Genomic DNA, 24,265 nt, shown 5'->3' on the forward strand with positions numbered 1-24,265 from the left:
CGCCCCTCGGCGGATGCGGCCTCTCGTGACGCGGGCATATCCCGCACCGTCCGTCATCCTGGCTGCACGCCACCTACCTTTCCGATGAAGTTGCCGGCGACGCTGAGTGAGCCGTCAGCCAGCGCCAGCGGCAGCGCCGCGAGCCGTCGCGGCGCCGGGCCGAACACGACCTGTGCGCCCGCACGAGGATCGTATTCGGAGTTGTGACACATGCACTTGAACACCTCCTTGTCGCCGACATCGCTCTTGACCCAGGCGGTGACGGGACAGCCGGCATGCGAGCAGATCGCCGAATAGGCGATGATGCCGTCGACGGCACGCGCGCGCGTCTTGTCGTCGAGCTCGGCCGGATCGAGCCGGATGACCAGGATCTCGTTGAGACGAGAGGCGCTGCGCACCACAGATGTCTTGGGATCCTTCGGCCAGGCATGCACCGGCGGTCCGCCTGCCGGCAGATCGGCCGCGGTGATCAGCTTTCCCTCCTTGTCGCCTTCGGAGAAGACGAGCACATCGCCCTTCTGGGGCCGTTCGTCGGAGCCGGGCGGATCCTCGTCCGCGCGCGCATGCGCGGAACAACCGAGGCACGCGGTGGTGGCAAGTGCGCCGAGCAGGACCGTTCGCCGCGTCTGCTCGGCGCACATGTCGGCTTCGGGCTCCCCAGGGTTTTCGGACGATGAGGAATTCGTGGTGAAGGATGCGCGGGACATGTCCACAAGCTGGCGCTGGAACTCTGCCGAAAACAAGGCGAAGAATTGGCGCCGCAGTGCATCAATATGACTTTGCTCGCGTTGATTGAACAACGACGAACGCGTTCAAGCGCGTTTTTGCAATTTCAACGTCGCGCCGCGCGAGCGGCATGATGATTTTGCAGATCAGACCGATGATGTCGGAATTGGTGCAGCGCGCTATTCGTCGCGCAGCGCAAACGCAGCGCGAGGTCCCTGCATGTTCTGCAGGCAGCCGGTCGTCGTCAGGATCTGAGCACGTGGCGTGGCGCGGCGATCGAACCCGCGACGGTGGCCGATGCCATCTCGAAACTGTCGGCGATGCGCCGAGCCTTGTCGATGAACAGTGTGGCCGCCGGCGGCGGGCAAACCTCACGCGCCGTCTGTTCGAACAGATCGAGCCAGCGGTCGAAATGATCGCCGGCCAGACCGAGCGGCATATGCGCCCGCATCGGCGAGCCATGATAGCGACCGCTCATCAGGACGACCGACGACCAGAAATCCCTGAGCTTGGCGAGATGCTCGTCCCAGTTCTTCACAATCGCGAACACGGGTCCCAGCAGCGCATCCTCGCGCACGCGCCCGTAGAAACGGGTGACAAGGTCGGAGATCATCTCTTCGGTGATCCCGGTACGCTCGATCGCATCCTGGGTCAGCAGGTTCCGCCGTGCGACCGCAGCTTCGCGCTCGGCCTTCAGTCGATCCGACATGTCCTTTGTTTTCCGTTCCGTTGGTCCCGCGAGCCGCCCGTTCGACATTGTCGGACCAATTGCGAGCGGCGTCTTTGTCGCAGCGCAAATGCGGGATAAGGCGGCGGGCGCTTGGCGCCCGCCGCTGGCGACTTCATCAGGCGCCGTATGTGTAAAAGCCCTGCCCCGTCTTGCGGCCGAGATGGCCGGCATCGACCATTTCCCTGAGCAAGGGGGCCGGACGGTATTTGGGGTCGTTGAAGCCCTTGTAAAAGACCTCCATCACCGAAAGCATGGTGTCGAGCCCGACGAGATCGGCCAGAGCCAGCGGCCCGATCGGGTGGTTGCAACCGAGCTTCATACCGGCGTCGATCTCCTCCGCGGTCGCGATCCCTTCCTGGAGGGCGAAGATCGCCTCGTTGATCATCGGGCACAGGATGCGGTTGACGGCGAAGCCCGGGCTGTTCTTGGCGGTGATCGCCACCTTGCCGACGCGCTTGGCGAAATCGAGTGCCTTGGCGTGGGTATCGTCGGAAGTCTGCAGGCCGCGGATCAGTTCCAGCAGCGCCATCACCGGCACCGGGTTGAAGAAGTGCATGCCGATGAAACGGTCGGGACGATCGGTCGCCGCAGCGAGCTTCGTGATCGAGATCGACGAGGTGTTGGTCGCGAGCAGCGTGCGCGGCGACAGCGTGGCGCAGAGGTCCTTCAGGATCTTGACCTTGAGCTCCTCGTTCTCGGTTGCGGCCTCGATGACGAGATCGCAATCGGTAAGCCTGGCGCGGTCCGTCGTGCCGGTGATGCGCTTGAGCGCCGCGTCGCGGTCGGCCGCCGACATCTTCTCCTTCTTGACCAGGCGCTCGAGGCTGCCGCCGACGGTCGACAGCCCGCGGTTCACCGCCGCATCGGAAATATCGACCATCACGACAGAGAGCCCGGCCGCCGCGCAGATTTGCGCGATACCATTCCCCATGGTCCCTGCCCCGATGATGCCAACGGTCTGGATCATAGCCTCACATCCTTCATCCTTGCGGGCGAGCCGTCCCGGCCCTGCCCATTGTTCCTGCATCAGGCTCTGGCATCGCCGGCCGGCGCCCGCGACCTGATCCTGCCTCTTCCTTAAAGCATCCACGGCGGGAATAAAGCCGCCGTGGGTCGCGAAATGGCGCGATTTGGCCACCTGGCAGGCGGTCTGCGCCGAATTTGCGCCCGCGCCGGGCCCGGCGCCGCGCCGCGGGAGGACGGCCAAAGTCCCAGCACGCTTCGGGCCTCGATCTCCGCCGATCGGACGACGCGGCAGCCACATACCGTGTGGTGTAGTCGATGCGCAATGCCAGCGCGAATGCGTCGCGACGCCCTTGTGCCATCGACCACATCGGCTTCGTACCTCACCTGTTAGCGTCGCCCACATGAAGAACCACATCAAGCCATCCATCATCCTCACCGCTCTGCTCGTCGCCACACAAGGCGTGGCTGCCGAAACCAGAGGCGCCGGCTCAACCTTCATTTCGCCCGTGATGGCGAAATGGACCGACGCGTACAAGGCCGGGACCGGCAACGTAGTCAGCTATAAAGCCGTCGGCTCCGGCACCGGCCTCGGCCTGATCATGAAGGAAGCCGTCGATTTCGGCGCCAGCGACATGCCGCTCGCCCGGAAGGAGTTGGACAGGCTCGGCCTGATGCAATTCCCGATCGTGATCGGAGGCGTCGTGCCGGTGGTTAACATCGAGGGCATCAAGCCTGGCCAGATCCGCTTCACCGGGCAGGTGCTCGCCGACATCTACCTCGGCAAGCTCAAATTCTGGAACGATCCCGCTCTCGGCGCGATCAACCCCGACGTGAGATTGCCGAACACTGCGATCACGGTGGTTCATCGCATCGATGGCTCCGGCACGACGTTCAACTGGTCGAACTACCTCTCGAAGGTCAGCCCGCAATGGAAAGCCAGCATGGGCGAAGGCACCTCCGTCGAGTGGCCGCTCGGCCTCGGCGGCCGGGGCAATGACGGCGTCGCTTCGCTCGTCAGCCTCGTCCCCGGCGCGATCGGCTATCTCGAATACACTTACGCGCTGCAACGGCTCGACCGGATTTCCTTCGGGATCGTGCAGAACAGCGCCGGCAATTATGTCGTGCCCGACGCGGCATCATTTCAGGCGGCGGCAGCGAATGCGGATTGGAAGGCGGAGAAGGATTTCCACCTCGTGCTTACCAACGCGCCCGGTGAAGATGCCTACCCCATCACGGCGACGACGTTCGTGCTCATGCCGAAGGCTCCGAAATCACCGGAACGATCGGCAGCCGCCATCGACTTCATGCGCTGGCTGCTCGAGAACGGCAGGTCCCAGGCCGAAACGCTCAACTACGTCCCGCTCCCGCCCGCCTTGATCGACCAGATCGAGCGCTATTGGCGGGAAAGCGCCGGGGCAGCCCCCACGATCTCGGCATCGACCAAGGTCAAGCACTAATGCCGAAAGCAGACGTGCTATCCCCGTCCGCGACATTGCATTCCAGCTGAATCCGGTTTCCAAACCGCTCCACGCGAGTATTCTGTGACCGCCTGCGGCAAGGAGAACTCCTTGTCGCCGGCGGAGCCACAAGTGCCTGCGGAACGCGCTCGCGCCACTGCATTGCACAGCGACACTCGCAGGAATCATCCGTGAAACGTCTGCCCAGTCCCGACACCGACGCCCCCGCGGCATTCCGTCCGGCGCCGAAGCGTCAGGCCGCATGAACGACTTCGCACGATCCATTGGCGCGGCGTTCTCCCTGATCGGCGAAGCCGACGCCGAGCTGCTCGGCATCGTCGGATTGTCGGTGCGCGTCAGCCTGACCGCGAGCGTCATTGCGCTACTGATCGGCGCACCGATCGGGGCCTTGCTTGCCATCATGCGTTTCCGCGGGCGTCAGGTCGTCATCGTGCTGACCAATGCGCTGCTCGGCCTTCCGCCGGTCGTGGTCGGGCTCGCGCTCTATCTTCTGCTGTCGCGGTCCGGCCCGCTCGGGGTGGCCGGACTGCTGTTCACGCCGGCCGCCATGGTGATCGCGCAAACGTTGCTCGCCACCCCGATCGTGGTGGCGCTGGTTCACCGGCCCGCGAGCCTGCTGTGGGCGGAATATGGCGACCTCGCACGGATCGACGGGCTGTCGGCCTTCCGCAGCGTGGCGCTGCTGTTCGCGCTCGGGCGCACCTCGCTGCTGACGGCCTTTCTCGCGGCGTTCGGGCGCGCCATCGCCGAGGTCGGCGCCATCATCATCGTCGGCGGCAATATCCGCGGCTTCACGCGGACGATGACGACCGCGATCGCGCTGGAGACCAGCAAGGGCGATCTGCCGCTGGCGCTCGGATTGGGGCTGATCCTGCTCGCGCTCAGCGTGGCGGTGTCGACCGTCGCCTTCGTGCTAGTGGGACGCGTTGGGGAAAAATAGCTGCTCGCCGCCGACCTTGTAGCCGGCGATCGCCTGCTGCCCCTTCGGCGAGACCAGCCAGTCGATGAAGGCCTGCCCGTCCTTCGCCTTCACGTTTGCATGCTTGGCCGGGTCGACCAGCATGACGCCGTACTGGTTGAACAGCCGCTTGTCGCCCTCGGTCAGGACGGCAAGCTCGCCGCGATTCTTGAAGGACAGCCAGGTGCCGCGGTCCGACAAAACATAAGCGTTCAACGACGACGCCATGTTCAGCGCCGGGCCCATGCCCTGGCCGATCTCGCGATACCAGCTGTCCTTGCCGGCGCCGGGATCGACGCCCGCCTCCTTCCACAGCCGGAGCTCGGCCGCGTGCGTGCCGGACTTGTCGCCGCGCGAGATGAACGGCGCCTTCGCGGCCGCGATCTTGCGCAGCGCATCGGTGACGTCCTTGCCGCCCGCGATCTTCGCCGGATCGCTCTTGGGACCGACGATGACGAAGTCGTTGTACATCACGTCGAAGCGCTTCACGCCCTGCCCTTCGGACATGAACTTGTCTTCGGCAGCCCGGTCATGGACGAACACCACGTCGGCATCGCCACGCCGCCCGATATCGAGCGCCTGGCCGGTGCCCACGGCAACGACCTTCACGCTGATGCCCTCGTCCTTCGAGAACAAGGGCAGCAGATGGCCGAACAGGCCCGACTGTTCCGTCGAGGTGGTCGAGGCGACCGTGATGGTGCGGTCCTGCGCGAACGCGATGGTGGACCAGAGCAGAGCCGCTCCGACGGCGACTATTCTTTTCATGTTTCGTCCTTACACAGGATGCGGGGCGCTCCAGACTAGCCCGAGGGAACGACACGCGGAACCCTACATTCGGTGCAGACATGTACCGTCCGTCAACGACCGAGACAATACCGCATCACGCGGCGGACGCCCTGCGGCTCCGGCTCCTTCATCCACTCGATCTTCCAGGCCTGCCAAAGCTTGTCGTCGTCGATGACATACGCAAAGGACGTCGTCGAAAAGCCCTTGTCGCTGCGAACCGTGATCTCGCCGCAGGCCACTTCGATCGTGCGACCGTCCGGATCGGACGCGGGGCTGGTCCAGGAGATGTTGATCTCAGCATTGGGCGGGATGAGGCGAGCCGCGATTTTCGGCGTGAGATCGTCCGCAAGCGCCGGGGCACCGACGAACGCTGCGATGCCCGCAGCCAGACAGATCTTGTGGATCACGTTTCCTCTCCTTCGCTTTCGAAGCAGAGCGTCACCATTCCGGCCGGGTTGGACCGTGGTCGCCGTCACATTGGCCGGGCGAGCCGTGGCTTTACGATGATCTTTGCTTCACGATGATCCTTCGGGCTCGCCGTCATGGCTGACGCTTCATCCCTCACCGCCGCACACTGCAGATGTTCTGCAATTGATCTCCCCTGCATTGACAGGGGTGTGACGGCCGGGGCAGTTTTTCACATTGCTGGCGAATCAGCGATTGCCTCACGCCGAGTACCTCTTGGACAACTCCCAGTGCTTTCGAGACTGATATCGTTGCTGCGCCGCATCCCCGCGGTGAAATGGGCGTTCACCCGGCTTCGGCCCTTGCCGCATGGCGGCAGCATCGACGGTGCGGCGGTCGTCGCGGAACAGCCTGTCATCGTCGCCGACGGCGCCGAAGCTCTTCCGGCGCTCGACACCGGCATCCGCACTGATCCACTGCGCAGCGACGCCGCGGTCGCCGAAGACGGCACTGCCCATCCCGTCATCGCGGAAACACCAGCTGATGTCGGCGGCAACGACGATTCCCTGCAGAGGGCGCCGACGGAATTCCAGCCGGTCATCATGACTGCGGTTCTCGCTTCGGACGAAGTGGCTGGCGAGACAGTCGATGGTCCCAAACCAGTCGATGGTCCTGAACCCGTCAAAGGCGATGATGCGCCTGTGGAGCTTTCGAAGACACTCGAGCCCGTCGCCGCAGAAGCGGCCGCGACCATCGACGTCGCCGACGAGCCGGCCAAGGCGGACGAGCCCGTCATCAGCAGCGATCCATCTCCCGAGTTCGCGGCCGATGTTGAGCCTGATGTGGCGGAGCAGACCTCGTCCAATGTCGCGATCGCTTCCGTTGAGGTCGCTCCGGCTGACGCTCCCGCTCTCGTCGTTGCCGACGACCCCTCCACTGTTGCGGCCGTGGATGTCGGGCCCGTTGTAGACGACTCCCAGGTCACGCCTGCCGGTCGCGATGTCTCGGCGGAGCCTGTCGCCGAAGACAGCCTCGACAGCGATACCACTTCCGGCGCAGCGATGGCCATCGAGCCAGCCGCGGCAGGCGATCCCGCCCCTGTCGTTGCGGAGGACTCTTCCGCCGACGCCGTCGTAGATACTGATGATGAGCCGGCTCCGGCTCTCGCGGCTCCAGTTGAAGGGATTCGCAGTACGCCGAAACGCGCGAAAGTCGCGGAACCTGCCGATCGCACCGCGCTGATCCGGCAGCGCTGGGCGGAAAGCGGAATCAGGATGTGGAATCCCCGCCTTCACGGCACCGGTGAAGCCACGCTGAACATCCAGGGCAGCGTCGGGCTGCTGCCGCCGGCGCCGGGCGAGACGATGCCGCGCTACGACAAGCTGGAGTTCAAGATACTCGGCGGACAGATCGTCTGCGAGGGCGTCATCGTCGAGGCCCCCGCGCAGGCGAGCCATCGCAACTTCACCCGGCTCGCCGAGCCAGGGAAGCTCGACCGGGTTCGCGAACCGGTGCGGGAGCGCCAGGCCGCTCTCGCCTGATCCTTTCCGCTGCAAGCGCCATCTCGCCGTGCTAGGCTGAGGTTTCCCGAACATGGGAGATCGCATGCCTGCAAAGCTATCGCGACTGATCGTGATCGCCGCCTTCTGCGTCTCGCAGCCGGCCCTCGCTGCGGGCAAGCGGCCACGTCATGCAGTCGCCGCCGCTCCCGCCACCGATTCAGCCGCACCCTATAAGGCGAATCGGCTCTCCTCCTCGCGCGGCGAGCCGATCCTCGACACGCCGGGCCAGACCACCGTGCTGACGCGCCAGGTCATCGACGACATGAAGGCGACCAGCCTGCGCGACGCCATGCGTTCGACCGCCGGCGTGACGATCGGGCGCTAGGCGATCCGGCTTTCAGCTGCCACGCCGCCATTGCCGAACGGCGCACCGAATCCGTTCGTCAAACCGGGTGAGATTGCGACCTATGCGACCGGCCTGCCTGAGGATTTCGACGAGCAGCTCTCACATCGGCGGTGCGGCAATACGTTGCGCTGACGCATATGGTTAGCGGAGCGTAGCAGCGCCTATTGCAGGCATTTGCAACCAAACCGCAGGCTTCTGCCGCGGCTTATGCTTAACGTGGCCTCACTGGAGCACCAGGCCGGAGCATCTGCGGCGCGCGCAACCTGCGACGAGGGGATCGATCTAACGCCCCCTTTACCCGAGCCGTGCAAGATCGCCCGCGTTTTTGAAGGTATCCAAGGCTCGTATTGCAATGCCTGTCGCCAGATTCAAGTCTCACCTTGCCACTGTCGTGGATCTGTTCCGGGTCCCGGTCGACAATCCCGAGCTGACGCGCGCGCAGTTCGATGCCTTCTCCAAGCAGATCCCGCTGCTCTACTTCATCCTGATCACCAACACGATCGCGGTCGCCTATACCTATGTTCCGCTGGCGCCCGCCTCGCTCAGCATGATCGTGCCGGGCATATTGATCGCGGTGGCGGGCTATCGGACCTTCTGGTGGCTGCGGCAGCGCCACGTCGTACGCAGCGATGCCGACATCCTCCGCAGTTTGCGTCTCACCAACTGGATCGCCGCGCCGATCGCGGCGGGCTTCACCGCCTGGTCGTTCGCGCTCTATCCCTACGGCGATCCCTTTGCCAAGAGCCAGGTCGCCTTCTACATGGCGGTGACCGTGATCGGCTGCATCTTCTCGCTAATGCATCTTCGTTCGTCCGCGCTGATCGTGACGCTGGTCGTCGACGTGCCCTATGTGGTGTTCTACTTCGCCACGGGCGAGCCGACGCTGGAGGCGATGGCTATCAACAATTTGCTGGTCACCGGCGCGATGGTGACGGTGCTCATCATCTACTACCGGGACTTCGCCGATCTCGTCGCCAGCCGTAAGTCGCTCCTGGCACAGCAGACGGCGACCCAGGCGCTCTCGGACGAGAATTTCCGCCTCGCCAATCTGGATTCCCTTACTGAGCTACCGAACCGCCGCCGCTTCTTCGCCGAGCTATCGAACGCCTTTGGCGACGCCGAGCGCAGAAAGGTTCGCGTCGCGGTCGGTATCATCGACCTCGACGGCTTCAAGCCGATCAACGACAATTACGGCCACAGCGTCGGCGACCGCGTCCTGATCGAGGCGGGCCGCCGCATCCGCGAGGTTTGCGAAGGCTTCGGGCCGCAACGCGTGGAATTCGCCCGTCTCGGCGGCGACGAGTTCGGCCTCGTCGTGTGCGGTGATCCCGACGACGCCGACCTGGCGCGGCTCGGCGAACGCATCGGCGCGCAGGTCAAGCTGCCCTACCAGCTCGACACCGCCCACACCGGCCTGTCCTGCTCGATCGGCTTTGCGTCGTATCCGGAGGCCGCGACGACGTCGGAAGCTCTCTATGAATGCGCCGACTACTCGCTCTATCACGCCAAGCGCCATCAGCGCGGAAGCACCATGATCTTCTCGGGCGAGCTCGAAGCCGAGATCCGCAGCCGCGGCGTCATCGAAAACCTGCTGCGCACCTCCGATTTCGGCGCCGAGATGGAGCTCGTGTTCCAGCCGATCGTCGATGCCATGAGCGAGCACACTGCGGGTTTCGAAACGCTGGCGCGTTGGCACAGCCCCCGTCTCGGTTGGGTCTCCCCTGCCGACTTCATTCCCGCCGCCGAGCGCATCGGCCTGATCCGTCCCTTGACGCAGGCGCTCCTGACGCGGGCGCTGGCGACGGCCAAGACCTGGCCCGCCGACGTCCGCCTGTCGTTCAACCTGTCCGCTCACGACGTCTGTGCCGCCGAAGGCATCCTGCCGCTGATCTCCATCATCGAGAAGAGCGGTCTGTCGCCGCGCCGGATCGATTTCGAGATCACCGAGACCGCCGTCACGTTCGATTTCGTGCGCGCGGAGCAGTCGATCGCGACGCTGAAAGCGATGGGTTGCGGCATCTCGCTGGACGATTTCGGCACCGGCTATTCCTCGTTGAGCCATGTGCACCGGCTGCCGCTCGACAAGATCAAGGTCGACCGCAGTTTCGTCGCCGACGTCAACGAGAATCCGGTCAGTCACAAGATCATCAAGTCGCTGACGGGCCTCTGCGACGACATGGAGATCGCCTGCGTCGTCGAGGGCGTGGAGACCCGCGCCCAGCTCGACACCTTGCGCCGGCTCGGCTGCGACTTCATCCAGGGATACTATTTCGCAAAGCCCATGTCGGCCGATGCGATAGGCGACTATCTCGCGAACGAGCGCCACCGCCTCGACAGCGCCAAGGTCGTGGCCTAGCGGGCCCAGACGTCACACCGCGCAATAGCGCTCCTGGATGTCCTTGTCCGCGAGCAGCGCCGCGGCGCTGCTTTGATGCACGACCTCGCCCTGGTCGATGATCACGGCGCGATCGGCCAGCCGCAGCGCCCATTCGACGTTCTGCTCGACCAGCAGCAGCGTCTTGCCCTCGTCGCGCAGGCGGCGGAACAGCACGCCCATCTCCTCGACGAGGACGGGCATGATGCCCTCCGAGGGTTCATCCAGCAGGATCATCCTGGGCTTGCCGATCAGCGCGCGCGCGATCGCCAGCATCTGCTGCTCGCCGCCGGAGAGCGTCACGCCCTCCTGGTCAAGCCGCTCCTTCAGGCGCGGGAAGGTCTCGGCGATCTCGTCGATGGCCGTGCGCTCGTCGATCTCGCTGCCGGCCGCGACCAGACCGAGCCGCAGGTTCTCGCGCACCGACAGCCCGGGAACGATGCGCCGCTCCTCGGGCACGTAAGCGAGGCCGAGGTGGAAGCGTTGATGGGCGCGCAATGGCAGGAGCTCCCTGCCCGCAAAGCGCACTCGGCCGGTCGCCTTCGGCATCAGGCCCATCATGGTTCGCAAGGTCGTGGTCTTGCCGGCGCCGTTGCGGCCGACGAGGGCAACCACCTCGCCCTCCTTCACGTGCAGCGAGATGCCGTGGAGGATGTGGCTCGCGCCATACCAGGCGTGGAGGTTTTCGATTTCGAGCAGCGCGGTCTCAGCCATAACCTTCACTCTGTCCGAGATAGACCCGGCGCACGTCCGGATTGCTCCTGATCTCGTCGGGCGCGCCGTCCGCGAGCAGGCGGCCGTGGTGCAGCACCACGACGCGCTTGGAGAGGCCCAGCACCATCTTCATCTTGTGCTCCACCAGAAGCACGGTGCGCTTGTCCGCAAGCCGCTCCAGCAGCGCGACCATGTCCTTGGTCTCCTCCGGACCCATGCCGGCTGTCGGCTCGTCGAGCAGCAGCAACTCCGGCTCGGAAACCAGCGCGATCGCGATCTCCAGCGCGCGCTGCTGGCCATGCGAGAGGAATTTTGCCAGATCGCCGCGCTTGCCGAGCAGGCCGACTGCGTCCAGCGCCGCATCCGCACGCGCATGCAATTCGGTCAGCCGGTCGCGGTTGCGCCAGATGTCGAAGCTCACGGTCAGCGCCTGGGCTGCGACGCGCACGTTCTCGTGCACGGACAGGTCAGGGAAGATGTTCGTGATCTGATAGGAGCGCGAAATGCCCTGATGCACGAAACGGTGCTGCGGCAGGCCGTTCAGCTCGCGCCCACGGAAATGCAGCTTGCCGGACGTCGGCGTCAACACACCGGAGAGGATGTTGAAGAACGTGCTCTTGCCGGCGCCGTTCGGCCCGATGATCGAGGTGAGCTGCCCCGCCGCGAAGGACAAGGTGATATCCTCGAGCGCGACGAAGCCGCCGAAGCGCTTGCCGATCCCTTCGGCGCGGAGCAGTTCGCCGCTCATCGCCGCGCCTTTCCGATGCCAAGCGTATCGAGCAGCGTGCCCCAGATGCCCTTGGGCAGGAACAGCACGAACAGCACGAAGATCGCGCCGACGAAGATCTGCCAATGCGGCGTCCACAGCGAGATGACGTCCTCCAGGATCAGGAAGCTCGCCGCGCCGACGAAAGGCCCGAAGAAGCTGCGGGCGCCGCCGAGCAGCACCATCATCACGATCATGCCCGAGGTCTGGTAGTGCAGGATGTCGAGCGGCACGATCGACAGGTGCAGCGCAAGCATGCAGCCGCCGAGCGAGGAGATCGCGCCCGACAGCATGAACACGACCAGCTTGCTGCGTTCGACGTCGTAGCCGCAGGCCCGCGCGCGCTGCTCGTTCTCGCGGATCGCCTCGATGACGGCCCCGAACGGCGAGTTCAGGATGCGCGACTGGAACCACATCGCCAGCGCCGCGAAGGCCATCAGCACGTAATATTTGTTGACGGGGTCGAGGAAATTAACCTGAAGGCCAAACAGGCTGATCCGGTCGACGGTGAAGCCGCGCAGGCCGTTCTCGCCGCCGGTAAAGGAGGAGGCCTGAAGCGCGACGTAATAGACCAGTTGCGCCAGAGCGAGCGTCACCATCGAGAAATAGATGCCGCGGGTGCGCGTCGAGATGATTCCGATCAGGGCTGCCAGGCAGGTGCTGAGGAACACGGCGAGCGCGACCGCGGCAAACCACGGCACGCCGTAGCGGCCGATCGCAATGCCGGTGAAGTAGGCGCCCGCACCGAAGAACGCGGCTTGGCCGAACGACAGCAGCCCGGTGTAGCCGAACAGCAGATTGTAGCCCATCACCACGACGCCGTAGATCAGGACGTTGACGGCCAGCGCCTTGGACGGCAGCAGCCAGGGCAATATCGCCAGCACGGCGATGGAGAGCAACACGCGGTGGTCGAGAAGCCGGCCGAGCCCGCCCGGCGCAGGCTTGGCGAGAGCCTCGCCGCTCGAAGGGTGCGTCACGCCGTCCTCCCTCTCACGCCGAACAGGCCTTGCGGGCGGATCAGCAGCACCACCGCCATCAGCGCGAACATCACGATGGTCGCCATTTCAGGCGCGAACAGCGCCACCAGGCTGATGGAAATGCCGACCATGAGGCCGGCCACGACCGCGCCGACGATCGAGCCGAGGCCGCCGATCACGGTCACGACAAAGGCCTCGGCCAGAACCAGCGAGCCCATCTCCGGATTGACGCTGCGCATCGGCCCGGCGAGCACGCCGCCGAGCGCGGCGAGCCCGACGCCAAGGCCGAAGATCGCGAGCCACACCCGGCCGATGTCGACGCCGAGCACCTGCATGATGGTGGGATCGCGCGCACCCGCACGCACGATCAAGCCGACACGGGTCTTCTCCAGCGTCAGCCAGAGCACCAGCAGCACCACCGCCACCAGCGCGATGACGAACAGGCGATAGCGCGGGAAGAAGCCGATGCCGAGATCGAGCACGCCGACCAGCTGCGGCGGCGTCGGAAACGGAATGCCGTCGCTGCCGAACACGATGCGCACGCCCTCGACCAGGACGTAGCTGAGGCCGAAGGTGAGCAGCAGCGGATCGTCGATCGAACGACCATAGAGCCTGCGGATCAGCACGAACTCGATCAGCATGCCGAAGGCGCCGATCAGGATGGGCGCAAGCAGCAACCCCCACCAGAAGCTGCCGGTGAGCGAGGCCAGGTACAGCCCCGCATAGGCCCCGATCATGAACAACGCGCCATGGGCGAAATTCACCACCCCGAGCATGCCGAAGACGATCGTCAGTCCAAGCGCAGTGATCACCAGGACCGCGCCAAGCGCGATCCCGGAGAGAAGCTGCATGATGATCAGCGAAAGGTCCATCGTCTCAAGTCTTAGGTCGCGTGGCCGAGCTCGCTGCAGCTGCGCAGCATGTCGTCCGAGGCGGTGTCGTTGGCGAGAATGGCGAACAGGTCGTTGTCGCCCGCCATGGCGGACTTCTTCTTGGACTCCAGCACCAGCACCGACTGCACCGACTGATGGTCGCATTTGCGATAGTGCTGCGGTCCCTTGGACAGATCATATTGCAGCTTCTCCAGCGCATCGATCACCTTGTCTGTGTCGGTGCCGCCGGCGGTCTGCATCGCGGCCAACAACGATCCGACGCCGGAATAGCCGTAGGCACCGTAATCGGTCGGGATCGCGCCGCCATTGGCGGCCTTGAACGCCGTGTTGAACGCGGCTGCCGACTTGCTCTGCGCCTCCAGGCCCCAATAATAATTGGCACCGCCGACCACGCCCTCGAACACGTCGGGGCCAACCGCGAGGCGCTGGTTGTGCAGGATCACCGGCACGACGATCTTCATCTGCTGCTTGACGCCGAAATCCACCGCTTGCTTGATCGCATTGGCCTGATCGCGGCCGAAATTGGAGATGCACAGCACGTCGGGTCGCATCGACATCAGGCGCGGCATGAAGGTGGAGTAATCGGCCGCACCGAACGGATGCAGGATCTCGCCGACATTGTCCGCGCCGATCGCGGCCTGCGCGCGCTTGAAGCCGCGGAGCATCTCGTGGCCATACGCATAGTCGGCGACGAGATGAGCGACTTTCATGCCCTTCTTCAGGGTCTGCCGCGCCACCGCAGCCGTCGTCATGTGCGGGTTCAGCGCCTCGTGGAAGGTGTACTTGCTGAAATCCTTGGCCTCGTTGATGGTATCGGACTGGCTGATCGAGACGTAGATCACGCCACGGGCGCGAGTGACCTCGTTGACCGCGAGCTGCACGGCGCTGGAGAGCGCGCCGACCACGGCGTGAACCTTGTCCTTCTCGATCAGCTCGAGCGTCCGCGTTGCGGCCTCGCCGGCGTTGAGCTTGTCGTCCCGCACCAGCAGCTCGACCTTGCGGCCGCCGATGCCGCCCTTGTCGTTGACGAGCTTGACTGCGAGCTCGGCACATTTGACCTGATCGCGCGCTTCCGCCGCGAACGGGCCGGTCAGCGGCGTCGGAAAGCCGATGCGGATCGTCTCGTCGGCGGCGCGGCCAAGACGAGGCATGGCGAGCAATGCAGCGCCTGCCGAGAGGCCGGCGAGCGCGGTGCGGCGGGTTATTTTCGGGGTCGAACCGGACTTAGGCATGATTTCCTCCAAGGTCTTTTTCAAGTGTCTTTTTTCTAGAAACGCTTCAGGGCTGTCAGGACTTTCATCGGCGTGATCGGAATCGAATTGATCGTGGCACCGAACGGCGCGAGCGCGTCGTTGACGGCGTTGAGCACGCAGGCGGACGCCGCAGCCGTACCGGCCTCGCCGACCCCCTTGGCGCCGAGCTCGGTGTCGGCGGTCGGCGTCTCGACATGGGCGATGACGATGTCGGGCATCTCCATCGGCATCGGCACGAGATAGTCGGCGAGCGAGCCGTTCACGAGTTGGCCGGTGTCGCTGTAGCGGCATTCCTCGAAAAGCGCCGCGCCCAGCCCCTGCACGACACCGCCGCGCAGTTGCTCGTCCACCAGCATCGGATTGATGACGCGGCCACAATCCTCGACAATGAAGTGCTTCAGGAGCTTGATGAGCCCGGTCTCGACATCGACTTCCAGCAAACAGCCCTGAATGCCGTTGGTAAAGGCGAACGGATAGCCCTGCGGCGCGAAATGATGGCTCACGGTAAGCTGCGCCTGCGTCCCCGGCGGCAGCGTGTCGGAACGGAAATAGGCGATGCGCGCGATCTCGGAGATTGGCATCCGCTGGTTCCGCGTTGCCGCATCCACCACTTGGCCATCGATGATATCGAGCGCCGACGGCTGCTCCTGCAAGATGAGCGCAGCGATCTCCAGGATGTTGCGCTTGAGCGCGCGCGTCGCCTGCAGCGCGGTCTCACCGCCGATGCCGGCGCCGCGGCAAGCCCAGGTCGCGCCGCCATGCGGCGTCACCTCGGTATCGCCGGTAATGACCTTGACGTGTTCCTGCGCGAGGCCGAGCTGGTCGGCCACGATCTGGCTGATGATCGCCTCGGTGCCTTGCCCCTGCTCGGTGACCGAGATCAGGCAGCGCACCTCGCCCGACGGCGTCAGGCTGAGGATCGCGCCGTCCTGCGAGGAGATGCGGGCGCCGCCGACCCCGTAGAACGCTGGGCTCGGATTGGTGATCTCGACGAAGGCTGCAATGCCGATGCCGCGATGGATGCCGCGCTTGCGCAGATCCGCCTGCTCCGCGCGCAAGCCGTCATAGTCCATCATCTGGTGCAGGCGCTTCAGGCACGCCTGATGCGACAGCGCCTCGAAACGGTATCCGGTCGGCGAGGTCTGCGGATAGGCATCATCGGGGATGACGTTCTGCGCACGGATGGCGAAGGGATCGAGGCCGAGCTTGGCGGCCGCCATGTCAACGAGACGCTCGGTCACCGCGCAGGCGATGGGATGGCCGACGGCGCGATACTGGCTGGTCTGCACCTTGTTCTGGAAGATCACCTCCAGCGTGGCGCGGTAGTTCTCGAAGCGATAAGGCGCGCCCATCAGGCGGATCACCTGATTGCCCTCGACCACGCTGGTGCGCGGATAGGTCGAGAACGCCCCAATCGCGGTCAGGTCCTCAACGTCCATCGCCAAAATCCCGCCCTTTGCGTCGAGCGCCATACGAGCACGGACGCGATGGTCGCGGGCGTGGATGTCGGAGACGAAAGACTCCATGCGATCGGCAACGTATTTCACGGGCCGGCCGAGCAGGATCGAGAGACCGACCACCGCCATGTCCTCGTGATAGACATGCAGCTTCATCCCGAACGAGCCACCGATATCGCTGGCGATCACGCGAACGCGCGATTCCGGAATATCATAGTGTCGCGAATAGAGGTCCTGAAACTGATAAGGCGTCTGCGTGCCGTGGTGCACGGTGAGCATTCCGGCGGCGGGATCATAGTCCGCGACGATCGCGCGCGGCTCAAGCGTCACCGCGGTATGGCGACCGAAGGTGAATTCCTCCTCCACCACATGGGCCGCATGTGCAAAGGCATCGTCCACGGTGCCGTTGTCGAGCTGGCTACGGAAACAGATGTTATTGACGCTGCCGGGGTTGACCAGCGGACCGCCGGCCTCGCGTGCGACGTCGAGATCCACGACGACGGGAAGGTCGTCGTAATCGACTTCGATCAGCTCCAGCGCATCTTCGGCGATCGCCCTGCTCTCGGCGACGACGGCAACCACCGCCTGCCCGGCCCAGACCACGCGATCCACCGGCAACGGCCATTGCGGCGCGGAGGTCATGCCCTTGAAATGATCCAGCGTACCGGTCCACGGCGTGCAGATCTCGGCGAGATCAACGCCGGTCGCAACGAGATGAACGCCTTCGATTGCGCGCGCCGGCTCGGTGTTGATCGAGACGATCTTCGCGTGCGCATGCGGACTGCGCAGGAACGCGGCGTAGAGCATGCGCGGCAGACGGAGATCGCTGACATAGCGACCCCGCCCGGCCAGCAACCGCTTGGCATTCGGCCGCGGCACCGAGCGTCCGATGTAGGAATTCGGGCGATCGAGCGAGGTCAGCGGCGCGGTCATGTTACGCCTCCACTCGTACCGCGCGCTTTGGCCACCGCGTCGATGGCGTCGACGATGGCCTCATAGCCGGTGCAGCGGCAGTAATTGCCCGACAGCGCGTCGCGAATCTCCTCGCGACTCGGCTGCGCCACCTGCGAGAGCAGCTCGTGGGCGTTGACCAGCATGCCCGGCGTGCAAAAGCCGCATTGCAGCGCATTGCGGCGGTGGAATTCGGCCTGGAGGTCAGCAATCGCGCCGCGCTCCGACAGGCCTTCGATGGTGTCGATGGTGGCGCCGTCGGCCTGCACCGCGAAGATCAGGCAGGAATGCACGGCGCGGCCGTCGAGCTGCACCAGGCAGGCACCGCAGGCGCCCATCTCGCAGCCGGCATGCGTGCCCGTCAGCTCGAGCCTGTCGCGCAGGCAGTCGACCAGCGTCTCCCGTGGCGCGACCTCCCAGGCGACCTTGCGGCCGTTGACGACCATGCGAATGCGCACCGTCTCGTCCGCCTCGTTCAGCAGGCTATCGTCGAAGCCGCTCATGCTCCCTCACCGAGACGTCCGAGCAGGCGGCCAAGCAATACGCGGGCGAGATGCAGCCGCATCGCGGGCGGCACCTCGTCGCTCTCGGGCGGCGCGAGATCGCCTTCGAGCGCGCCTTGCGCCGCGACAACCCGCTCCGCATCCAGGCGCGAGCCGATCAAGGTCGCCTCGACCCCCCTCACCCGTGTCGGCGTATTGCCGACGGAGAAGAAGGAGATACGGATGTCGTCGATACGCGCGCCGGCAAAGGTCGCGAGCATACCGCAACCGACCAGCGCGTAATCCCCACGACGCCGCGCCAACTCGTCGAATGCAAAGCGCTGATCCGCCCTGAACAGCGGAACGTAGATTGCGGTGATCAGCTCGCCGGGCTGTAGGGACGTCTCGAACAGGTCGATGAAGAAGTCGTCGGCCTTGACGCGGCGGCGACCTGAGGGCCCGGCGATCTCGATCTCGGCATCCAGCGCCAGGGTCATCGCAGGAAATTCGGAAGCAGGATCGGCCAGTGCGACGCTGCCGCCGAAGGTGCCGCGGTTGCGGATCGCGGGATGGGCCACGAACGGCGCCGCGGCATGCAGCAGCGGCGCGAACTCGGCGATCAACGGCTCGCTGAGCATCTCGCAATGGCGCGTCAGCGCACCGATGCGCAAATGCCCGCCTTCGCGCCTGACGCCGCGCAGCTCGTCGATATGGGTGATGTCGATCAGCAGCCGTGGCGCCTGCAGTCGCAGCGACAGCGCCGGCACCAGGCTCTGGCCGCCGGCGATGAAACGCGCATCGTCCCCGGCGCGAGCGTGAGCATCCAGCGCCTGGTCGATCGTCGCAGCACGAAAATAGCTGAAAGCCCTCGCCTTCACTGCCGTTTCCTCGAGATCCATCGGCTCATCAACCGGGACGCCAGATTTGTAACCATCTGGTCTCAAAATCCTGACACGGCTCCAGAGGCCGGTCAACAGGAAATGACCATTTGGTCACAAAAGCACCTTGGGTTATGAAGACAGCGGCAGGTTGATTCAGCGACGAGATGGCCCGAAAAGCGCAGAAAACGGCGAAGCAACCGGCCCGCAAGCGGACCGCGACAGGCAGCAAGTCCGCGCCAAAGCGTCGCAACATGCGCGCGGCCGACCGCGAGCGCGCGATCGTGGACGAGGCTGTCCGCTTCTTCGCCGAGCGCGGCTTCGAGGGCCAGACCCGCGAGCTCGCCAAGCGCATGGGCATCACGCATTCGGCGATCTATCGCCACTTCCCCAGCAAGGAAGCGTTGATCGAGCGGGTCTACCAGGAGGTCTATCTCAGCCGCTGGTCGCCGGATTGGGCTCCGATGATCCGCGATCGTTCATTGTCACTCGAAGTGAGGCTCACGCGGTTCTATCTCGACTATGTCGAGCGCGTGTTCGAGTACAATTGGGTGCGGATCTTCGTGTTCTCCGGCATGAAGTCGTTCGGCATCACCGGCCGCTATCTCGACATCGTCCGCCGCGAGATCATCGAGCCGGCGGCGACCGAACTGCGCCACGAGCTCAGGCTGCCCGACGCGAAGGCGCATTCATTGAGCGAGCGCGAGACCGAGCTGTTCTGGGGGCTGCACGGCCGCATCTTCTATCTCGCGATCCGCAAGTTCATCTACGAGACGCCGATCCCGGCCGATCTCGACGCCATCGTCCGCGACGCCGTCCAGACCTTCATGGACGGCGCGAAGACGACGATGCCGAAACTGCTCGTAAGCGGCTAAATCGACGCCCCCCGGCGCATCCTTCGAGACGCCCGCCTCCGGCGGGCCCTCAGGATGAGGGCGGAGTGTGCGGCAGCTGTTCTAGCGAACGCCCATGCCAGTTAGCCTCATCCTGAGGAGACCGCGGAGCGGTCGTCTCGAAGGACGAGGCGTGCGCGCACTATTTCGACAGGCTCGGCAGATCGAGGCCCTTGTCGCGGGCGCAGTCGATCGCCGTCTCGTAGCCGGCATCGGCATGACGCATGACGCCGCTGGCGGGATCGTTCCACAGCACGCGCTCGATCCGCTTGGCGGCCTCCGGCGTGCCATCGGCGACGATCACCATCCCGGCGTGCTGGGAATAGCCGATGCCGACGCCGCCGCCGTGGTGCAGCGAGACCCAGGTCGCGCCGCTGGCGCAATTGAGCAGCGCGTTGAGCAACGGCCAGTCGGACACCGCATCCGAGCCGTCCTTCATCGCCTCGGTCTCGCGGTTGGGGCTCGCCACCGAGCCGCTGTCGAGATGGTCGCGCCCGATCACGATCGGCGCTTTCAATTCACCGCGCGCCACCATCTCGTTGAAGGCGAGGCCGAGGCGATGGCGATCGCCAAGCCCGACCCAGCAGATCCGCGCCGGCAGGCCCTGAAATTTGATGCGCGCCTTCGCCATGTCGAGCCAATTGTGCAGATGCTTGTCGTCGGGCATCAGCTCCTTGACCTTGGCGTCGGTCTTGAAGATGTCCTCGGGATCGCCCGAGAGCGCTGCCCAGCGGAACGGCCCGACGCCGCGGCAGAACAACGGCCGGATATAAGCAGGAACGAAGCCCGGGAAATCAAAGGCGTTCTTCAGGCCCATGTCCTGCGCCATCTGGCGGATGTTGTTGCCGTAGTCGAGCGTGGGGATTCCTTGCGCATGGAAATCCAGCATGGCCTGGACGTGCTCGACCATCGAGGTCTTGGAGGCACGCTCAACGGCTTTCGGATCGGAGCTACGCTTGGCCTCCCACTCGGCGAGCGTCCAGCCTTTCGGCAAGTAGCCGTTGATCGGATCATGCGCGCTGGTCTGGTCGGTGACGATGTCGGGCTTGACGCGACGGCGCACCAACTCCGGGAAGATCTCCGCGGCATTGCCGAGCAGGCCGACCGAGACGGCCTTCTTCGTCTTGGCAGCCTCTTCCATGATAGCGAGCGCTTCGTCGAGCGTCGCGGCCTGGCGGTCGAGATATCCGGTACGCAGGCGCATTTCGATGCGGCTCGGCTGGCATTCGACCGCGAGCATCGAAGCGCCGGCCATGGTCGCAGCCAGCGGCTGCGCTCCGCCCATGCCGCCGAGGCCAGCAGTGAGAATCCACTTGCCGGCAAGGCTGCCGCCATAGTGGCGACGGCCGACTTCGACGAAGGTCTCGTAGGTGCCCTGCACGATGCCCTGGCTGCCGATATAGATCCAGGAGCCCGCCGTCATCTGCCCGTACATCATCAGGCCCTTGCGATCGAGCTCGTTGAAATGATCGAGCGTCGCCCAATGCGGCACGATGTTGGAGTTTGCGATCAACACGCGCGGCGCGTCGGCATGGGTACGGAACACGCCGACCGGCTTTCCGGACTGCACCAGCAGCGTCTGGTCGCCTTCGAGCTTGCGCAAGGCCGCAACGATCCGGTCGAAGCTCTCCCAGTCGCGCGCGGCGCGGCCGATGCCGCCATAGACCACGAGCTCGCTCGGGCGCTCCGCGACGTCAGGGTCGAGATTGTTCATCAGCATGCGCAGCGGCGCTTCCGTCAGCCAGCTCTTGGCGCTGATCTCGCTGCCACGGGGCGCGCGGATGGTGCGGTCATTGTCCAGTCGGCGGTTCATGCGGGCACCCCTTCAGCTCAGTCTTGGAAACGGATCGATTGAAAGCTTGGCAAGCGTTGCGGCCGGCAGCGCATCAGCCTCGATCAACGCGGCGGCTTGGGCGAGATCGCCGGCCATGTAGCGGTCGGCCCCGAGTGCGGGCACCTGCTCGCGAAGCCTCGCGATGACCGCGACGAGCGGCGCGCTGGTCGCATGCGGTGCGCGCAGCGTGATGCCTTGGGCGGCGACCAGCAGCTCGATGCCGAGGATGGCGGCGAGATTGTCGGCCATGTCGGACAAGCGCCGCGCGGCGTGCGCCGCCATCGAGACGTGATCTTCCTGGTTGGCGCTGGTCGGCGTCGAATCGATCGAGCAGGCAGAAGCGCGCTGCTTGTTCTCGGCGTAGAGCGCGGCGGCCGTCACCTCCGCGATCATGAAGCCGGAGTTGATGCCGGGATCCGGCGTCAGGAACGGCGGCAGGCCGAAATTCAGCGCGGGATCCACCAGCGTCGCGATGCGCCGCTCGCTGATCGCACCGATCTCCGACAGCGCCAGCGCGATGGCATCGGCGGCAAACGCCACCGGCTCGGCGTGGAAGTTGCCGCCCGAGACGATCTCGCCGGTCTCGACCAGCACCAGCGGATTGTCGGTGACGGCGTTGGCCTCGACGATCAGCGTGCGCGCGGCCTGCGTGATCAGGTCGAGCGCGGCGCCTGCCACCTGCGGCTGGCAGCGCAGGCAATAGGGATCCTGCACACGCTCGTCGCCTTCGAGATGCGACAGGCGGATGTCGCTGCCCTCCAGCAGCGCCATCAGCGTCGCGGCCGCGGCGATCTGGCCGGGATGACCACGCAGGGCCTGGATTTCGGGGCGGAATGGCGCGGTCGACGCCATCGCCGCGTCGACCGACAAGGCGCCGGTCACCAGCGCGGCACGCGCCAGGCCGAATGCCCGGAGTACACCTGATACGGCGTAGGCGGTCGAGAATTGCGTGCCGTTGATCAGCGCGAGACCCTCCTTGGGGCCGAGTGTCAGTGGCGCGAGACCGGCGGCGGCGAGCGCCTCGCTGCCGGACACGATTGTCCCATCAACGAACGCCTGCCCCTCGCCGATCATCACGGCGGTCATGTGCGCGAGCGGTGCAAGATCACCGGAGGCGCCGACCGAGCCCTGCTGCGGCACCAGCGGATAGACGCCTCGCACCAACATCTCCTGCAACTGCTCGATCACCTCGCGGCGTACGCCGGAGGCGCCGCGCCCGAGCGAGACGATCTTCAGCGCCATCGTCAGCCGAACGATCGGCTCCGGCGTCGCCGGGCCGACGCCGCAGCAATGCGACACGATCAGATTGCGCTGGAGCAGCGCAGTCTGGTCGGGCGGAATTCGCTTCGAGGCCAGCTTTCCGAACCCGGTGTTGATGCCGTAGACGGGAGCGTCCGCCCGCGCGGCTTTCGCAACGATCGCCGCGGCAGCCTCGACCCGTGGCCAATATGATGGATCGAGAACGACAGGCGCGCCTTCAAGCACGCGTGCGAGATCGTCGAGGCTGACCGTTCCCGGCGTGACGACGATCGCTGCGCCTTGGCTCGTCACTGTCCCCTCCACACCCGGCGATGCAGCGGATTGAAGCCGATGCGGTAGACCAGTTCTGCGGGCCGCTCGATGTCCCAGATCGCGAGGTCGCACCATTTACCGGCTTCCAGCGTTCCGGTCTCACCGAGCACGCCCAGCGCTCGCGCGCCTTCACGGGTGATTCCGGCGAGGCACTCGACGACATTCATCCGGAACAGCGTCGCGCCCATGTTCATCGCGAGCAGCAGCGACGTCAGCGGCGAGCTGCCGGGATTGCAGTCGGTTGCGAGCGCCATGGGAACACCGTGCTTGCGGAACGCCTCGACCGGCGGCTTCTGCGTCTCGCGGATGAAGTAGAACGCGCCGGGCAGCAGCACGGCGACCGTGCCGGCTTTTGCCATCGCAGCGGCGCCGGCTTCGTCGGTATGCTCGAGATGATCGGCCGACAGCGCCGAGAATTTTGCGGCGAGCGCAGCACCGCCGAGGTTCGAGAGCTGATCGGCATGCAGCTTGACCGGCAGCCCGAGCGCCCGCGCCGTCTCGAATACGCGCGCCGTCTGCTCAGCCGAGAACGCGATGCCTTCCATGAAGGCGTCGACGGCATCGGCAAGTCCGGCCTTTGCGACGGCCGGCAGCATCTCGTTGCAGACGAGATCGATGTAGCGATCCTTGTCGCCATCGGCCTCGGGCGGCAGCGCGTGCGCACCGAGGAAGGAGGTGCGGATCGCGACCGGCCGCTGACGACTGATGCTGCGCGCGGCCGCGAGCTGCCGCATCTCCGTCTCGGTGTCGAGGCCGTAGCCGGATTTGATCTCGACCGTGGTTGCGCCCTCGCCGATCAACGCATCCAACCGCGGCAGGGCGCTCGCGACGAGTTCGGCCTCGCTCGCCTTGCGCGTCGCGGCCACCGTGGAGACGATGCCGCCGCCGGCGCGTGCGATCTCCTCGTAGCTCGCGCCCTTCAGGCGCAGCTCGAATTCGTGCGCGCGGTTGCCGCCATAGACGAGATGGGTGTGGCAATCCACGAGGCCCGGCGTGATCCAGCGGCCCTCGCAGTCCGTTCGCTTGATCGCGTCGGCATCAACAGGAAAGTCCGCCGCCGCGCCCGCATAGACGATATGGCCGCCGCGCGCGGCGATCACGCCATGCTCGATCTCGCCGAGGTCGGGCCGATCAGCCCGCATCGTGGCGAGCCGGGCATTGTGCCAGATCCGGTCGAAGCGCTCTGCCATGCAACGGTCCCTTCGCGGATGTCCCTACGCCCTGAGATGCTTGACTTATATGTCTAGACATATAATCGTAAGGC

General features: G+C 65.3%; 22 protein-coding genes. 6 read left to right on the top strand and 16 right to left on the bottom strand.

The features are described 5' to 3' along the window. Positions 1-53: 53 nt before the first annotated feature. From CIT39_RS25200 to CIT39_RS25210, 3 genes are all read right to left on the bottom strand, one after another. On the bottom strand, positions 54-707 hold the full coding sequence (locus tag CIT39_RS25200) for a QcrA and Rieske domain-containing protein (protein WP_094971837.1): 654 nt from the start codon (positions 705-707) through the stop codon (positions 54-56). A 263-nt stretch (positions 708-970) separates the two neighbouring features. After that, on the bottom strand, positions 971-1,435 hold the full coding sequence (locus tag CIT39_RS25205) for a group III truncated hemoglobin (RefSeq protein WP_094971839.1): 465 nt from the start codon (positions 1,433-1,435) through the stop codon (positions 971-973). A 136-nt stretch (positions 1,436-1,571) separates the two neighbouring features. Beyond that, positions 1,572-2,423, bottom strand: coding sequence for a 3-hydroxybutyryl-CoA dehydrogenase (locus CIT39_RS25210; protein WP_094971871.1), 852 nt, complete (start codon positions 2,421-2,423; stop codon positions 1,572-1,574). A gap of 400 nt (positions 2,424-2,823) precedes the next feature. Between CIT39_RS25210 and pstS the strand changes: the two genes are divergently transcribed. Both pstS and CIT39_RS25220 read left to right on the top strand, forming a co-directional pair. After that, positions 2,824-3,879, top strand: coding sequence for a phosphate ABC transporter substrate-binding protein PstS (gene pstS, locus CIT39_RS25215; RefSeq protein ID WP_094971840.1), 1,056 nt, complete (start codon positions 2,824-2,826; stop codon positions 3,877-3,879). Between the two features lie 262 nt (positions 3,880-4,141). Continuing rightward, entirely contained in the window at positions 4,142-4,840 is a 699-nt protein-coding gene (locus tag CIT39_RS25220) for an ABC transporter permease (RefSeq protein ID WP_094971841.1), read from the top strand. On the opposite strand, the gene CIT39_RS25225 is transcribed toward CIT39_RS25220, so the two are convergent. Both CIT39_RS25225 and CIT39_RS25230 read right to left on the bottom strand, forming a co-directional pair. Continuing rightward, the gene (locus CIT39_RS25225) at positions 4,814-5,623 is read right to left on the bottom strand and encodes an ABC transporter substrate-binding protein (RefSeq protein WP_094971842.1); all 810 of its coding nucleotides are present in this window, start codon (positions 5,621-5,623) and stop codon (positions 4,814-4,816) included. The genes CIT39_RS25220 and CIT39_RS25225 overlap by 27 nt on opposite strands. A 92-nt stretch (positions 5,624-5,715) precedes the next feature. Beyond that, positions 5,716-6,051, bottom strand: a complete 336-nt coding sequence (locus CIT39_RS25230; protein WP_094971843.1) for a hypothetical protein — start codon at positions 6,049-6,051, stop codon at positions 5,716-5,718. Between the two features lie 309 nt (positions 6,052-6,360). Here CIT39_RS25230 and CIT39_RS25235 point away from each other — a divergent pair, with 309 nt between their 5' ends. From CIT39_RS25235 to CIT39_RS25245, 3 genes are all read left to right on the top strand, one after another. Next, a complete protein-coding gene (locus CIT39_RS25235) occupies positions 6,361-7,590 on the top strand; it encodes a hypothetical protein (RefSeq protein ID WP_094971844.1) in 1,230 nt (409 codons plus the stop codon). A gap of 64 nt (positions 7,591-7,654) precedes the next feature. Continuing rightward, complete coding sequence (locus CIT39_RS25240; protein WP_181955116.1) at positions 7,655-7,936, top strand: TonB-dependent receptor plug domain-containing protein; 282 nt, start codon at positions 7,655-7,657, stop codon at positions 7,934-7,936. Positions 7,937-8,309: 373 nt separating this feature from the next. Next, complete coding sequence (locus CIT39_RS25245; protein ID WP_094971846.1) at positions 8,310-10,313, top strand: putative bifunctional diguanylate cyclase/phosphodiesterase; 2,004 nt, start codon at positions 8,310-8,312, stop codon at positions 10,311-10,313. Positions 10,314-10,325: 12 nt separating this feature from the next. Here the strand turns inward: CIT39_RS25245 and CIT39_RS25250 are convergent, their stop codons facing one another. From CIT39_RS25250 to CIT39_RS25285, 8 genes are read right to left on the bottom strand one after another with little or no spacing between them, the layout of a single operon-like run. Then, positions 10,326-11,045, bottom strand: a complete 720-nt coding sequence (locus tag CIT39_RS25250) for an ABC transporter ATP-binding protein (protein ID WP_094971847.1) — start codon at positions 11,043-11,045, stop codon at positions 10,326-10,328. Then, positions 11,038-11,793, bottom strand: coding sequence for an ABC transporter ATP-binding protein (locus tag CIT39_RS25255; RefSeq protein WP_094971848.1), 756 nt, complete (start codon positions 11,791-11,793; stop codon positions 11,038-11,040). Before CIT39_RS25255 ends, CIT39_RS25250 begins: the two co-directional genes overlap by 8 nt. Then, on the bottom strand, positions 11,790-12,788 hold the full coding sequence (locus CIT39_RS25260; protein WP_094971849.1) for a branched-chain amino acid ABC transporter permease: 999 nt from the start codon (positions 12,786-12,788) through the stop codon (positions 11,790-11,792). The genes CIT39_RS25255 and CIT39_RS25260 overlap by 4 nt, the downstream gene beginning before the upstream one ends. After that, positions 12,785-13,660, bottom strand: coding sequence for a branched-chain amino acid ABC transporter permease (locus CIT39_RS25265; RefSeq protein ID WP_094971850.1), 876 nt, complete (start codon positions 13,658-13,660; stop codon positions 12,785-12,787). The genes CIT39_RS25260 and CIT39_RS25265 overlap by 4 nt, the downstream gene beginning before the upstream one ends. An 11-nt stretch (positions 13,661-13,671) precedes the next feature. Next, positions 13,672-14,913: an ABC transporter substrate-binding protein gene (locus tag CIT39_RS25270; protein WP_094971872.1), complete on the bottom strand. Its 1,242-nt coding sequence runs from the start codon at positions 14,911-14,913 to the stop codon at positions 13,672-13,674. 35 nt (positions 14,914-14,948) lie between these two features. Continuing rightward, positions 14,949-17,324 (bottom strand): xanthine dehydrogenase family protein molybdopterin-binding subunit, encoded by a 2,376-nt coding sequence (locus CIT39_RS25275; RefSeq protein ID WP_094971851.1) that lies wholly within the window; start codon positions 17,322-17,324, stop codon positions 14,949-14,951. Further along, complete coding sequence (locus tag CIT39_RS25280) at positions 17,321-17,845, bottom strand: (2Fe-2S)-binding protein (RefSeq protein ID WP_094971852.1); 525 nt, start codon at positions 17,843-17,845, stop codon at positions 17,321-17,323. The genes CIT39_RS25275 and CIT39_RS25280 overlap by 4 nt, the downstream gene beginning before the upstream one ends. After that, a complete protein-coding gene (locus tag CIT39_RS25285) occupies positions 17,842-18,702 on the bottom strand; it encodes an FAD binding domain-containing protein (RefSeq protein WP_094971873.1) in 861 nt (286 codons plus the stop codon). The genes CIT39_RS25280 and CIT39_RS25285 overlap by 4 nt, the downstream gene beginning before the upstream one ends. 254 nt (positions 18,703-18,956) lie before the next feature. On the opposite strand from CIT39_RS25285, the gene CIT39_RS25290 reads away from it, so the two are divergent. Then, positions 18,957-19,577: a TetR/AcrR family transcriptional regulator gene (locus CIT39_RS25290; protein ID WP_162308673.1), complete on the top strand. Its 621-nt coding sequence runs from the start codon at positions 18,957-18,959 to the stop codon at positions 19,575-19,577. Between the two features lie 160 nt (positions 19,578-19,737). Here CIT39_RS25290 and hutU read toward each other — a convergent pair whose 3' ends face one another. From hutU to hutI, 3 genes are read right to left on the bottom strand one after another with little or no spacing between them, the layout of a single operon-like run. Continuing rightward, entirely contained in the window at positions 19,738-21,408 is a 1,671-nt protein-coding gene (hutU, locus tag CIT39_RS25295) for a urocanate hydratase (protein WP_094971854.1), read from the bottom strand. A gap of 12 nt (positions 21,409-21,420) precedes the next feature. After that, positions 21,421-22,980: a histidine ammonia-lyase gene (hutH, locus tag CIT39_RS25300; protein WP_094971855.1), complete on the bottom strand. Its 1,560-nt coding sequence runs from the start codon at positions 22,978-22,980 to the stop codon at positions 21,421-21,423. Then, on the bottom strand, positions 22,977-24,191 hold the full coding sequence (gene hutI / locus CIT39_RS25305) for an imidazolonepropionase (RefSeq protein WP_094971856.1): 1,215 nt from the start codon (positions 24,189-24,191) through the stop codon (positions 22,977-22,979). Before hutI ends, hutH begins: the two co-directional genes overlap by 4 nt. Positions 24,192-24,265 lie beyond the last annotated feature (74 nt).

Origin of the sequence: Bradyrhizobium symbiodeficiens (genome assembly GCF_002266465.3) — a bacterium.
GTDB classification, from domain to species: Bacteria; Pseudomonadota; Alphaproteobacteria; order Rhizobiales; family Xanthobacteraceae; genus Bradyrhizobium; species Bradyrhizobium symbiodeficiens.

Bases quoted from the DNA above. Each gene is read 5' to 3' on its own strand.
- CIT39_RS25200 (WP_094971837.1), bottom strand. From the start codon at position 707: ATGTCCCGCGCATCCTTCACCACGAATTCCTCATCGTCCGAAAACCCT.
- CIT39_RS25205 (WP_094971839.1), bottom strand. From the start codon at position 1,435: ATGTCGGATCGACTGAAGGCCGAGCGCGAAGCTGCGGTCGCACGGCGG.
- CIT39_RS25210 (WP_094971871.1), bottom strand. From the start codon at position 2,423: ATGATCCAGACCGTTGGCATCATCGGGGCAGGGACCATGGGGAATGGT.
- pstS (WP_094971840.1), top strand. From the start codon at position 2,824: ATGAAGAACCACATCAAGCCATCCATCATCCTCACCGCTCTGCTCGTC.
- CIT39_RS25220 (WP_094971841.1), top strand. From the start codon at position 4,142: ATGAACGACTTCGCACGATCCATTGGCGCGGCGTTCTCCCTGATCGGC.
- CIT39_RS25225 (WP_094971842.1), bottom strand. From the start codon at position 5,623: ATGAAAAGAATAGTCGCCGTCGGAGCGGCTCTGCTCTGGTCCACCATC.
- CIT39_RS25240 (WP_181955116.1), top strand. From the start codon at position 7,655: ATGCCTGCAAAGCTATCGCGACTGATCGTGATCGCCGCCTTCTGCGTC.
- CIT39_RS25245 (WP_094971846.1), top strand. From the start codon at position 8,310: ATGCCTGTCGCCAGATTCAAGTCTCACCTTGCCACTGTCGTGGATCTG.
- CIT39_RS25250 (WP_094971847.1), bottom strand. From the start codon at position 11,045: ATGGCTGAGACCGCGCTGCTCGAAATCGAAAACCTCCACGCCTGGTAT.
- CIT39_RS25255 (WP_094971848.1), bottom strand. From the start codon at position 11,793: ATGAGCGGCGAACTGCTCCGCGCCGAAGGGATCGGCAAGCGCTTCGGC.
- CIT39_RS25265 (WP_094971850.1), bottom strand. From the start codon at position 13,660: ATGGACCTTTCGCTGATCATCATGCAGCTTCTCTCCGGGATCGCGCTT.
- CIT39_RS25270 (WP_094971872.1), bottom strand. From the start codon at position 14,913: ATGCCTAAGTCCGGTTCGACCCCGAAAATAACCCGCCGCACCGCGCTC.
- CIT39_RS25275 (WP_094971851.1), bottom strand. From the start codon at position 17,324: ATGACCGCGCCGCTGACCTCGCTCGATCGCCCGAATTCCTACATCGGA.
- CIT39_RS25280 (WP_094971852.1), bottom strand. From the start codon at position 17,845: ATGAGCGGCTTCGACGATAGCCTGCTGAACGAGGCGGACGAGACGGTG.
- CIT39_RS25290 (WP_162308673.1), top strand. From the start codon at position 18,957: ATGCGCGCGGCCGACCGCGAGCGCGCGATCGTGGACGAGGCTGTCCGC.
- hutU (WP_094971854.1), bottom strand. From the start codon at position 21,408: ATGAACCGCCGACTGGACAATGACCGCACCATCCGCGCGCCCCGTGGC.
- hutI (WP_094971856.1), bottom strand. From the start codon at position 24,191: ATGGCAGAGCGCTTCGACCGGATCTGGCACAATGCCCGGCTCGCCACG.